Raw genomic sequence first — 12,587 nt, 5'->3', positions numbered from 1 at the left:
ATGGAATTTTTTGATGTATTTGCCGGATATACTGTTGATATTCTATCAGCTATTATCCTTTACGCTTTTTTCAATGATAAGAAATTATCATTTAAGGATTTTTGTAGAGAGAAAAAAAAAGAAATAAGGAACCTTTCATGGGGTATTATAATTATTTCTGTCATTCTCCTAATTTGGGCCTTCAGCTATAATGATAGAACCTCTTTTTAGGAAAATCAAACATAATACTTCTTTGATTTTAGTTTTACTATTACTTTTATTTTCTTGCCAAAATATGAGGAGTGAAGATATATATGGAAAATATTCGCCTATATCGTACAGAAATTCATTTGATACCCTGACAATTAATAAAGACGGTACTTATAATAGAAGGATTTATGATAAAAACAAGAAGAGATTATTGAATTACAATTCTAAATACAAATTAGAAGGTAACACAATAGAATTTGATGATTTTTATTTAAATTTAGACAAAGACTTAGTTACTTTTCCAGAAGACATTAATGATGTCGATATGACTTATACTACTTTTTTTGAGAAAAAAGATAAAAATATTACCCTTTGCTTTGGTTATCATTCTGGAGAGAATTGTTATAAAAAGGTTTCAACTAAGAAAGACTGATCTAAAAAGTTCGAAAGCTCTTAGTTCATTTGAGCGTATTTTTTATTGCACAAACAAAATAAAAAGCTGCCCTAAAGCGTGGGTAGCTTTTTGAAAAACTCTTTGCTGCATCTACAGGAATCATCCCTTCAAAAACAAGGAATTCTCACGAAAAAAGGCGAATTTTGAACCTGAAAAACTAATAAAACATGAAATCAATAAGCCCTGTGGAAAAAAGCAATACCCCCCACAAGCAAATGCAACGGCCAACAGCCCCTCATTCCAACGTAGGTACAGAACTTTTGTATAAAAAACTTCAGGAAAGCCTGGCAAGAACCGGCAATATCAATCATCCTGAGACCAGAGAGATTGAAAAAAGTTTTATGATGACTTTGAACATTGATCAGACGCGTACTTATCTCGATCAGAAATCAGGAAGGTATACCTCACAGGCTATTACAGATGATAGCTGGCCATATCCTATTTACATAAGAGCATTTGCTCCATTTAAAACTTTTGGAATGGGCTTTGACGGAGATGGAGAAAACAGAGGATATACGACTTCATTAAGCGCTACTTCTAGATTAAGTCAAAGTTATATTATGGATCCATCCACTCATAAATATACAAATCTAGTGACAAAATCAGATCCATCACATCATCCTATATTTGGAACAAAAACAGCTTCAGACGATAAAGGAAGCGTTTCTGATTTTATCTATAAGGTTAATAAAGATGGTAGTAACACAATATCATGGACTTCAACAATGGCAGGACATAATCCACTGATACCGCTCTCCCCCAATATAAATGTTAAAACTAAATTTTCATTAACGGAGAATACTAAAACTGGGACTTTGGATATTATGGCACAACAATTCGGAGATCGATTTCCAGCGGCTGAAACATTTATCCAAGACACTAAAGGAAATGCCTTGTTTATTGGCGTAAGTCCATATGATGGTAACCCTTATACAAGTTTACCTGGAGAAGATAATGACAGATCTATGATGACTGCTAATTTTAGTGTCAATATTGATAAAAATGGAGTATTCACTGGTATAAAAATGGGTAAAACTATATTTAGTATACAAGAATGGAATACAATGATGCAAAGCACTCCACTAGATGCTGATGATAAGGATAAATCAGAAAAAGGAGGGTCATTTGGCGGAAGAGGAGCAGGTAGACGTTGGTAATAACAATTTAATTTTTTTATGAAAAATATAAAATCCCTATTATTATTAATTGTATGTATGTTAATAATAAATTCATGTACAGAGCAAAAACCTGAACCTGAAATATACTTAATACCTCATGCCTATAGAGGAAAAGTTAATATAATTTTTAATCAATTAAAAGGACAGGAAATTATTTATGAAGGCAATAAAAAAGTATATAAAGTCCCTGAAAACGGGATACTTTTAGTAAAAGCTAAACCTAAATATGGCTTTATAAAACATGAATATTATTTTGTTGATTCTTTAGGTAAGAGAACCCCTATTAATATACTTTTTGACAATCATAAAAACATAAAAGAAATAGGGATATACAGAGATGGTACTGTTGGAACATATGGGAATAGTAATAATCACCAAAACTTAGAATTTCAGGAATTCTATGTAACTGATAAAAAGTCTTTAGATAAATATTTCTCCATTCAATATAATAATGATTTTTTAAAAGCCATTAAACAACTCACAGGAACTGAGTTTTAAATTTTTTACACTTATCCGAACTTATCACTTATGCTTACAGATAGAGAAAACTACCTTGTAAAATTACAAGAAGACTTTTTCCTTTGTCAAGCAATATTTTCTATGGAGAATATCTTGAAATCCTTTTTTTCGACGAGAAAGTCGCAATATATTTTAGAAAGGTAATTTTACAGGAGTTAGAGAATGAAAAGACAACTTATGGTATAGAAGATTGGAATAAACGATTCATCTCTCAACCAACTCAAAAACAAAAATAATTATGAAAAAAGTATTAAAAGTTGTATTCACAAACTGGGTCAATATCTTAACTGTGTATATCTTTATGTTTGGATGGCTATTTATTTCTGAGCTAGTTCCGGGTAATGCAACTTTAAAGGATGCGCTCTATAATACTTTTGGAAGTTTAATTGTTTACTACCTTTCCTTTTGGTTAGGGTTTTCGATGCTAATTGCTTTATTAGATGTTCTATTCTTTAGTTTTGACAAAAAGTCACAATACACAAATTATAAATTAATTTTTGAGTGGTTGCTTATTAGTTTGCCATTTGTTTATTGGCTGATAAATTATAATCAATGGATATTTTTGGTTGCAATATTTGCTTTTTCAATAGGTCAGTATTTAAGACGATCTTATATAGTTAAAATATTGTAGTAGCACCCCCCCCCGCTATTGCGAGGGGTTATTATTTTTATGAAGCCACTCCTCATGTTTCTTTTTAAAAAACTCGTGCTTATAATCCTGATTTCGTTTTGCTGCATCAATTGAGTGGGATGTATGAATGTCTCCATCATCTTCTGCAAAATCCGAAAGCTTCTCATAATAACAATGAAGTTGATCGAGTTCTTTTTCCGTCAAATCTTCAATATCTACAATTCGGTTACTGGCTTTTTCGTTGGCTGCAATCAATTCATTCAATTTTATTTGAATCGCTTTTGAATCTTTATTCTGAGCTTTTTGAATAAGGAATACCATCAAAAAGGTAATGATTGTCGTTCCGGTATTGATAACTAATTGCCAGGTTTCAGAATAGTCAAAAAAAGGACCTGAAACGGCCCATACCACAACGATAAGAAAAGCTCCTACAAAAGCATATGCACTCCCAGTAAATTTCACTGCCCAGTTTGAAAATTTTTCAAAAAAAGTATTACCCTTATGATCCATAGATTTTATTTTTAAATAAATGTATAAAAATAAATCATAAATCGGGAACAGAATATGAATATGAGCGATCTAAATACTTTAGAGCAGGGTCTCTTTCGTCTTACTTTATTTTCTGAACCGGTGCAACCAGATCAAAAAACCGGTAACTGGTAAAGAACAACCGATAAGAGATACAAAAAAGTAGAGAATAATACTTGGAAGCCCCATAATTTCTCCGGTGTGCAACGGTTTGGCCAAAGCAGAAAACTGTTTATTGAGCGCTTTATCAGTAAATAATTCTTTGGTTTTAAAAACTCCGGTTTTATCAAAAGTAACTTCATCCGGAATCATCATTCCCAAAAGATTCTGGGTGTTAGTTTTAATAACAACGTATCTTGGATTGTCTTTATTAGGCAATTGAATACTGGTAACTGCAGAATACGGTAAATGATAATCTGCAAGTTGCAAAATCTCATCAATGGAGGCTGAGGCTGAGTTCTTAAGATTTTTCTTTTCGTCCTGCTTCTGAAGCATATCTTCCATCAACCCTCCGAAAGCATCATCGCCAATTTCATTTTCTTTTGAAATATGATCTATTGAAGATCCCCCCAAACTGACAATAAGAATGTTCTTTACCCACGGATAGGTCACATACAAACCGGTAGCAGCAATAAAGAAGAGTATCAGAAAGGTATAAAAACCAAGGGTATTATGAAGATCATGATTTATCCGTTGAAATTTTGCCTTCCACATTACGGTTAATCCCTGTTTCAAAAACTTCAGTTTTTTAGGAAGCCAGAGAATAAAGCCTGAAACCATCAGTATACAGAACATCAGTACGGATGCTCCTACAACCTGGCGACCTGCATTTCCCATCATAAGATTTCTGTGAAGATCAAGTACCATTTCAAAAAACCTGCCTGATCCAACCTCAGGCTGTCCGAGAATTTCTCCCGTGTATTGGTTATAATAAGTACTTTTATCCAACTGATTTTCCCGGTAGCCCAATACATAGCTTCTTGCTTTATCTACAGGGATGAGTAAAGAAGTAAGCTCTCTGTTCTGCTTTAATAATTCAGCCTGAATCAGATCAGGGCTTTTTACTTTAGCTGATGATGAAGCAATGTACGCCTTATCTCTGTTGGTAAAATCGGTAATTTGATTTTTAAACGCATAAAGACATCCGGTAAGGCACATTACAAACACGACTATACTTGATAAAAGTCCCAGCCAAAGATGAATGATCCACATCATATATTTCAGGATGGTTTCATTTTTTCTTCTTTTTCTGTAAAGGCTTTTAAACAATTTTTTCATGTGGGGTATATAGCAAAAACATTAAGACCTTTTTACGATCTTAATGTTCTTTAAATTAAAATTAATATGAATGTTTAAAGTTATTTTCGCCCTTTGAACTGAACATTTTTCACGATTTCTTCGAACTTTTTATAATGCTCTGGAGTCAATGCTTTTTGGATAGCTGCTTTTCTCTGGGCATCAAATTTCTCCCAGTATTCTTTAGCTAAATCATTATTTCCGTGGTATACATCGTGAGCATCATTAAATGCTTTTTCAAAAGCGTCATTGGCAGCGTTTACTACTTTGAATTCATCTTCTGAAAGCTGAGCTTCTGCTTTTATTCTCTCCAGTAATGCATTGTCATATCTCGGTCTTTTTCTGGAATTTTCATCAACAAATTTGTTGAACTGTTCCATTTGTGGTGCATCAAGTACTTTCGCCATTTCGATAGACTGCTGTGCTCTCAGTTCTTCATTTTTGATCCCCAGTGCCACACGGTCCATATTACCACCCTGCGCTTTTGCTGCCTGAAAGTTCTGGTCCTGAAGATCCTGGTATTTTTTGGTAATCTCATCAAAGCTTTTTGTCTGATCAGGAGTAAGCTGTACCTCTGTTTTGAACTGGCTGTAATCTACTCCTTTCTTTTTGTCTCCGGAACATGAAGCAAAAATGGCTCCTATCGCAAATACTAAGAATAATCCTTTTATACTTTTCATAATGAATGATTTTGTTGGTTAGAATTTATAATTTAACTGAACGGCAAAGTTTCTTGGCTGGATCTGATCGATATAACCTCCTCTGAAGTAAGAATTATACCCAACAGCATTGAAGATGTTATTGAAGAATCCTCTTAATCCCACTCCATTTTTGAATGTATATCCTACCTGAGCTTCCACAGTAGTGTAATCCGGCATATTGAAAGGTTTCTCACCAGGCTGCGTACCGTTTACGTGTCCATTATCAATTATAACATCAAGCTTGTAATCATCAACTGGTCTGTTTCCTACATAATAAATACCTGCTCCGATATCAAACCCTGTTAAAGCTCCTGTATTAAATTTATAATTCAACCATGCATTTGCAGAATGTTTTGGAGTATTGATGGGTGCTGATCCACTTACAAATGAAGGACTGTCTTTATACTGTGCATCTACATAAGCCCATCCGGTCATTACCTGAAGGTTTGGAAGGATTTTACCAATTAACTCGACTTCCATTCCTTTTCTTTTAAGCTCACCTGCCAAAGCATATACTCCCAATCCCTGACCATTATTTCCTATAACCTCATAGGACAGATTATCGGTATTAATATTAAAGAAAGTAACATTAAATCTCAATCTCTCATTAAGCCAGTCAGATTTGATCCCTGCCTCCCATTGTTTAGTGGTAGATGCACCTACTGTTCCGCCTCCTGACAACGGATTATTAGAACTTCTTAAAGCAGTAGTACTGGTATAAGAACCAAAGATATTCATGTTTTCGATAGGAGAAATCATAATTCCTAATGAAGGATTCCATGCAAAATCTTTTTCTTTATCTGACCCAATCAGTCTACTGTAACGTAATCCTAAATGTGCTTTTATATATTTGTTAAACGTGATGACATCCTGCGCCATTAATCCCATAGTAGGGGCAACGGTATTGACAGATTTTGCTGTTGATAAGTCAATATTCATTCCTTCAGGAAGAGCATTACTAACTTCATTCAGAACATTGATCACATCACTTCCTTTACTTGCAGCATATGAAGTAGTGGTAACATCAGATTCCTTCCAGTCAAATCCTACCTGAAATGTATGTTTCATAAAACCGGTTTTCACATCGGCCCCCATAAAGTCAAACTGAAATACTTTATTTAAATCTTCTCTATCAGATCTGGTTAAGGTTCTTTTACGGAATTCGTTTGGGTTATTTTTATTCAGAGGGGCCAAAGCTGCCCCAACAATTTCTGATTGGTAAGACGAACTCATAAAGGCCGTTCTTAACTTTAATTTTTCGGTAAGTTTTCTTGTAACTGTTGTTGAGAAGTTGAATGTTTCAATTTTCGCATTGTCTGTTGAAAAACCAAGAAATTTTCTTCCTGGCATTTTATAAATAGCTTCAGTATCTCCTTTTGCAAGGTTTACAGTTCCTCTATCCGGAGTGGTATTGTTATGCATATAATCCATCTCCACAACAATTTCAGTTTTATCATCCGGACGAATTGCGATGGATGGATTTACATAAATACGGTCTGTATTGACAAATCTTCTGAAACTATTATTATTTTGATAAGCCGCATTTAATCTAACAGCAATTTTACCCTGTGTATCAAGCACTCTTTGGAAATCAACCGTTGGTCTGTAAAAATCCCAACTCCCATATCTGAAGCCTACATTAGTCTGGTCAATAAATTTAGGGACCTTAGTGACCACATTAATAACTCCCCAGCGGAACCTAGTCCATCTCCAATTCCCTGAGTGACCGCAGCGGAACCTTTAATTACCTGAATACTTTCTACTCCCTGCATATCAGTAAGCATGGCTCCTGTACGGAAATCCGAGTCCATCTGTACTCCATTCTTCAAAACAGGAACTCCTCTGTATCCTCTGATAGACATACTTTCTCTGATCCCTCCATAACTTCCAAACTGAGTAACTCCGGGAACATTTTTAGCAACATCAGTGATCGTTAATCCACCCAAATCCTCGATTACTTTGTAAGAAATTACTGAAATACTCTGGATCTGATCTCTGGGTTTCAAAGGTAGTCTTGTAATTGCTTCAAGGCCTTCCGGTTGTTTCTTTCTTTCACCGAATAATTCTACTTCTTCAATTTTTTTATGCTTAATTGAATCGTTTGTTTTCTGTGCGTTTGCAAGAACCCCACCTAATAACAGCAGAGAAAAGGATACTACTTTGTTCATCTGATAATTTTTTGCAAAATTATTGTTTTTATTAATTCTAAATAAACGAAATAAGGTGACATATGTCACCCAAGATAGAACTATCAATATCAGATTATAAACACATCCGGCACTATGTTGGCAATATCTATAGATTATAACTTTATCATTATGATTAACTTACCATATATAAATTATAGATTAAAGACCATAAATTAAGAAGAGCAGCCTAAATTTAGCTGCTCTTCTTAAGATAAGTTTTAGTATCTGACCGCTTTGTCAAGATCTATCGGATTGTTATTCTTTTTAAAATACTCCTGAATTCTTTGAGTAAGGTCTTTAAACTGTTCGATATTTGTTATTTTTGTTCCCATGACAATCATCTGTCCTCCTGAGTTTTCTTTAAAACTTTTTCTCATTTCTATCAATGGATCATTATACATTTCCAATCTTTTCTTCGTTCTTACTTTTTCAGAAATTTCTAAAGGTTTTCTTCCAAAAAAGGTCTCAATAAATCCTACGGTGTCATAGGTCTCCTTAAGATTCTTACTTTTAATCAAAGTAAAGATAAAGTTTGATTTAGAGTCTTCCAGCTGGAATATCATTCCGGGCAAACCGCAGAATTTATAGGGTCCTTCAGAAATGTTGATATCTTTGGTAAACCAGGCCGTCCAGTCTCTGCCGCCAAAATGAGTAGTTGCCTTTTGCAGAGAATATCCTCCAAAGTTTTTCGTTTCGTTACTAAGTTTCCAGATCATTTTATCTTCTGCAGGATAGCTGTACATATCTTCCCCTATCAATTCATAAATCTGGTTTTTGAATGAATTTCTTGCTCGTTTTACTGACTCAAATCTACCACCATACACATATTCATAGTTTCCATTGACACGGTTGATAGAGTCTGCTTTAAGGTAGTCATACTCATAGAATTTTACCTCTTTAGGATTCACATCCAAAACAAGGTTTATTTTATCCAGGTGATCATTGGTAGAGTCACTTTTATATTGCAGTTCATAGATAAACCGATAGGTCTGCCCCTGAATACCCAATCCAAATACAGTTAATAATAAAAAGATGAATTTTTTCATAGTAATTTTTCAACAAATATACATAAATAATAGAACCTTGCAATACACAATAGTGTTATTTTGGCATTAATATGTATAATACACATCATGAAGCTATATAAAAAAATCCGTCCCTTGGAAGGGACGGATTCTATAATCATTGCAAAGTATGCAAGTTATCACACTTTAATTTCAACGTCAACACCGCTTGGTAACTCTAACTTCATTAGAGCATCAACAGTTTTAGAAGAAGAAGAGTAGATATCCATTAGTCTCTTGTGAGCTGAAAGTTGGAACTGCTCTCTTGCTTTTTTGTTAACGTGAGGAGATCTCAACACAGTGAAGATTCTCTTATTCGTTGGCAATGGAATTGGACCGTTTACAACAGCACCAGTAGCCTTTACCGTTTTTACGATTTTCTCAGCAGACTTGTCTACCAAGTTATAATCGTAAGATTTTAGTTTTATTCTGATTCTTTGTGACATTTTTCTAATTTAAAAATTAACCTTTTGCTTTAGCTATGATTTCTTCAGCAACGTTTTGTGGAGTAGCTTGGTACTTCTCTAATTCCATAGAAGAAGTAGCTCTTCCTGATGAAAGTGTTCTTAGAGTTGTTACATATCCAAACATTTCAGAAAGTGGAACAGAACCTTTGATTACAACAGCACCGTTTTTCTCTTCCTGACCACTGATCGTACCTCTTCTCTTGTTAAGGTCACCAATGATGTTACCCATATATTCTTCCGGAGTTACAACTTCCAGTTTCATAATAGGCTCCATAATTACTGGCTTAGCAGCACGTCCCGCTTCTTTAAATCCTAATTTAGCAGCCATTTCAAAAGAAAGAGCATCAGAATCCACTGCGTGGAAAGATCCGTCTTTAAGAACAACTTTAATACCTTCAACTTCGAAACCAGCCAAAGGACCGTTCTTCATTGCAGCTTTAAAGCCTTTTTCAATTGCAGGAACAAATTCTCTAGGAACGTTACCACCTTTGATCTCATTGATGAATTCTAAACCAATTTTACCTTCGTCAGCAGGTCCTAGTTCAAATACAATGTCAGCAAATTTACCCTTACCACCAGATTGTTTTTTGTAAACTTCTCTGTGCTGAGCAACTTTTGTAAGATTTTCTTTGTATTCTACCTGAGGTTGTCCTTGGTTTACTTCAACTTTGAACTCTCTTCTCATACGGTCAACAATGATATCTAAGTGAAGCTCACCCATACCAGAGATAATCGTTTGTCCAGAAGCTTCATCAGTTCTAACTGTAAACGTAGGATCTTCTTCAGCCAATTTAGCTAAAGCGTTACCCATTTTATCCTGGTCAGCTTTAGTTTTAGGCTCAACAGCGATACCAATTACCGGATCAGGGAAAACCATCGATTCAAGAACGATTGGGTTTTTCTCGTCACACATAGTATCACCAGTTTTGATAGATTTGAAACCTACCGCTGCACCAATATCTCCTGCTTCAATATATTCTACAGGGTTTTGCTTGTTAGCGTGCATTTGGTAAATTCTTGAGATTCTTTCTTTATCACCTGAACGAGTGTTCAAGATATAAGAACCTGCATCTAATCTTCCAGAGTATGCTCTGAAGAATGCTAATCTTCCCACGAATGGGTCAGTAGCAATCTTAAATGCTAAAGCCGAGAATGGCTCGTTTACGTCTGGTTTTCTTGTAATTTCAGCGTCTGTTCTTGGATCAGTACCTTTGATATCATCTTTATCCAATGGAGAAGGCAAGTATTTACATACTGCATCCAACATAAACTGTACTCCTTTATTTTTGAATGAAGAACCACAAGTCATTGGGATAATAGATAAATCAATAGTAGCTTTTCTAAGAGCTTCGTTGATTTCTTCTTCAGAGATAGAATCTGGATCTTCGAAGAATTTCTCCATCAAAGTATCATCGTAGTCAGCAACAGCTTCTACTAGTTTCTCTCTATATTCAAGAACTTCATCTTTCATATCTTCAGGAATTGGCACTACTTCGAAAGTAGCTCCTTGTCCTGCTTCATCCCAGATGATAGCTCTGTTTTTAATTAAGTCAACTACACCTTTGAAATCTTCTTCAGCACCGATTGGTAAAACGATTGGAACTGCATTAGATCCTAACATTTCTTTAACTTGTTTTACAACGTTAAGGAAGTCAGCACCTTGTCTGTCCATTTTGTTTACGAATCCCATTCTTGCAACTTTGTAGTTGTCAGCAAGTCTCCAGTTTGTTTCAGACTGAGGCTCTACTCCATCTACTGCAGAGAATAAGAATACCAATCCATCCAATACTCTTAAAGATCTGTTTACTTCTACAGTGAAGTCAACGTGTCCCGGTGTATCAATGATGTTGAAGTGGTAAGGCTTAGTATCAGCAAGAGGTTTTCCTTGATCAGTTGGGAAATTCCAAGAACAAGTAGTGGCTGCAGAAGTAATGGTAATACCTCTTTCTGCTTCCTGCTCCATCCAGTCCATTGTAGAAGCACCATCGTGAACTTCACCAATTTTGTGGTTAACACCTGTATAGAATAAAATCCTTTCTGTAGTAGTAGTCTTACCAGCATCAATGTGAGCGGCAATACCAATATTTCTTGTAAATTTAAGATCTCTTCCCATTTCAGATTAGAATTTAAAGTGTGAAAACGCTTTGTTAGCTTCCGCCATTTTGTGAGTATCACTCTTTTTCTTGTAAGCAGCACCTTCTTCTCTTGAAGCAGCTACAACTTCATTAGCTAATTTCAAAGCCATAGACTTATCATTTCTAGCTTTAGAATATTTGATTAACCATTTCATTGCCATAGAAATTTTTCTATCAGCTCTGATTGGCATAGGAATCTGGAAGTTAGCTCCACCTACTCTTCTAGAACGTACTTCTACGTGAGGCATTACGTTAGTAAGTGCATCTTTCCAGATTTCAAGGGCTGTTTTCTCAGTTTCTCCTTTTTTGTTTTCTACGATCTCTAATGCATCATAGAAAATTTTGAATGCGATAGACTTTTTACCGTCTAGCATTAAGTTGTTTACGAATCTAGTTACCAATTGATCATTAAACTTCGGATCTGGTAACAACGGTCTTTTTTTCGCTTTTGTCTTTCTCATTGCTTCTGTACCTTATTTAATGATTATTTTTTCTTTCCTTTTGCTGGTGCTGCAGCTGCCTGACCTGGCTTAGGTCTCTTAGCTCCATACTTAGATCTTCTCTGTGTTCTTCCGTTTACACCTGCAGTGTCTAAAGCACCTCTTACGATGTGGTAACGTACTCCCGGTAGGTCTTTCACCCTTCCGCCTCTTACCAATACTATCGAGTGCTCTTGAAGATTATGTCCTTCGCCCGGGATGTAGGCGTTAACTTCTTTACCGTTAGAAAGTCTTACCCTTGCAACTTTTCTAAGTGCAGAGTTAGGTTTCTTCGGTGTAGTAGTATATACTCTCGTACATACACCACGTCTTTGTGGACAAGAATCAAGGGCAGCCGATTTGCTCTTCTTGGCAAGCGTGGCTCTTCCTTTTCTTACTAATTGTTGAATAGTAGGCATTTAATTGCTTTTTATTTTAGGGTGCAAAAATAATAATATTTTTTTAATTGACAAGCAGTTATGAAATTTTATTTCTTTTGAAGACATTTTCATTTGTTTTCATTACCATCAAAAAAAGGTTGTGATTTTGGATTATTTCCACTATAGAGGCTTGTTTAAAAAAAAATATTTAAAAGCATTCTTATCATAATCATTATCAGCTAATGAAAAAACCAGCATTGATAAAACGACATGCAAAAAGTTTTTTCATAGTCCAATAATTTCTGATTCCGAATTCAAAACTATAAAAACAGGGAATCAACTTCTATTAACAAATCATTATGTATTTTTTAATAATT

15 protein-coding genes are annotated in these 12,587 nt (G+C 35.0%); 5 read left to right on the top strand and 10 right to left on the bottom strand.

What is annotated here, in order from left to right; translation table 11 throughout:
• The 5 genes from LF887_RS01785 (at position 1) to LF887_RS01765 (ending at position 2,971) form a co-directional block, all read left to right on the top strand.
• On the top strand, positions 1-210 hold the full coding sequence (locus LF887_RS01785; protein WP_236857120.1) for a hypothetical protein: 210 nt from the start codon (positions 1-3) through the stop codon (positions 208-210).
• Between the two features lie 64 nt (positions 211-274).
• Positions 275-622, top strand: a complete 348-nt coding sequence (locus LF887_RS01780; protein WP_236857119.1) for a hypothetical protein — start codon at positions 275-277, stop codon at positions 620-622.
• Between the two features lie 188 nt (positions 623-810).
• On the top strand, positions 811-1,800 hold the full coding sequence (locus LF887_RS01775) for a hypothetical protein (protein WP_236857118.1): 990 nt from the start codon (positions 811-813) through the stop codon (positions 1,798-1,800).
• A gap of 18 nt (positions 1,801-1,818) precedes the next feature.
• The gene (locus LF887_RS01770) at positions 1,819-2,319 is read left to right on the top strand and encodes a DUF6843 domain-containing protein (RefSeq protein ID WP_236857117.1); all 501 of its coding nucleotides are present in this window, start codon (positions 1,819-1,821) and stop codon (positions 2,317-2,319) included.
• Positions 2,320-2,578: 259 nt separating this feature from the next.
• Entirely contained in the window at positions 2,579-2,971 is a 393-nt protein-coding gene (locus LF887_RS01765; RefSeq protein WP_236857116.1) for a hypothetical protein, read from the top strand.
• A 15-nt stretch (positions 2,972-2,986) separates the two neighbouring features.
• Here the strand turns inward: LF887_RS01765 and LF887_RS01760 are convergent, their stop codons facing one another.
• The 10 genes from LF887_RS01760 to rpsL all read right to left on the bottom strand — a co-directional run bounded on the left by LF887_RS01760 (position 2,987) and on the right by rpsL (position 12,249).
• On the bottom strand, positions 2,987-3,481 hold the full coding sequence (locus LF887_RS01760; protein WP_236857115.1) for a low affinity iron permease family protein: 495 nt from the start codon (positions 3,479-3,481) through the stop codon (positions 2,987-2,989).
• A gap of 105 nt (positions 3,482-3,586) precedes the next feature.
• A complete protein-coding gene (locus tag LF887_RS01755) occupies positions 3,587-4,777 on the bottom strand; it encodes a PepSY-associated TM helix domain-containing protein (protein WP_236857114.1) in 1,191 nt (396 codons plus the stop codon).
• An 80-nt stretch (positions 4,778-4,857) separates the two neighbouring features.
• Complete coding sequence (locus tag LF887_RS01750; protein ID WP_236857113.1) at positions 4,858-5,475, bottom strand: hypothetical protein; 618 nt, start codon at positions 5,473-5,475, stop codon at positions 4,858-4,860.
• Positions 5,476-5,493: 18 nt separating this feature from the next.
• Positions 5,494-7,173, bottom strand: a complete 1,680-nt coding sequence (locus LF887_RS01745) for a TonB-dependent siderophore receptor (RefSeq protein WP_317207785.1) — start codon at positions 7,171-7,173, stop codon at positions 5,494-5,496.
• Positions 7,131-7,664 (bottom strand): Plug domain-containing protein, encoded by a 534-nt coding sequence (locus LF887_RS24305; RefSeq protein ID WP_317207784.1) that lies wholly within the window; start codon positions 7,662-7,664, stop codon positions 7,131-7,133. Before LF887_RS24305 ends, LF887_RS01745 begins: the two co-directional genes overlap by 43 nt.
• 239 nt (positions 7,665-7,903) lie before the next feature.
• The gene (locus tag LF887_RS01740) at positions 7,904-8,731 is read right to left on the bottom strand and encodes a GLPGLI family protein (protein ID WP_236857112.1); all 828 of its coding nucleotides are present in this window, start codon (positions 8,729-8,731) and stop codon (positions 7,904-7,906) included.
• 158 nt (positions 8,732-8,889) lie between these two features.
• On the bottom strand, positions 8,890-9,195 hold the full coding sequence (rpsJ, locus tag LF887_RS01735; protein WP_002661363.1) for a 30S ribosomal protein S10: 306 nt from the start codon (positions 9,193-9,195) through the stop codon (positions 8,890-8,892).
• Between the two features lie 16 nt (positions 9,196-9,211).
• Complete coding sequence (gene fusA / locus LF887_RS01730) at positions 9,212-11,329, bottom strand: elongation factor G (protein WP_236857111.1); 2,118 nt, start codon at positions 11,327-11,329, stop codon at positions 9,212-9,214.
• Positions 11,330-11,335: 6 nt separating this feature from the next.
• Positions 11,336-11,812, bottom strand: a complete 477-nt coding sequence (gene rpsG, locus LF887_RS01725; RefSeq protein ID WP_034684795.1) for a 30S ribosomal protein S7 — start codon at positions 11,810-11,812, stop codon at positions 11,336-11,338.
• A 23-nt stretch (positions 11,813-11,835) separates the two neighbouring features.
• The gene (gene rpsL / locus LF887_RS01720; RefSeq protein ID WP_002983146.1) at positions 11,836-12,249 is read right to left on the bottom strand and encodes a 30S ribosomal protein S12; all 414 of its coding nucleotides are present in this window, start codon (positions 12,247-12,249) and stop codon (positions 11,836-11,838) included.
• Positions 12,250-12,587 lie beyond the last annotated feature (338 nt).

Source organism: Chryseobacterium sp. MEBOG06, from assembly GCF_021869765.1.
Taxonomy (GTDB): Bacteria; Bacteroidota; Bacteroidia; order Flavobacteriales; family Weeksellaceae; genus Chryseobacterium.
The sequence above is the reverse complement of the archived record's forward strand: the minus strand, read 5'-3'. Positions and strand labels throughout refer to the sequence as shown.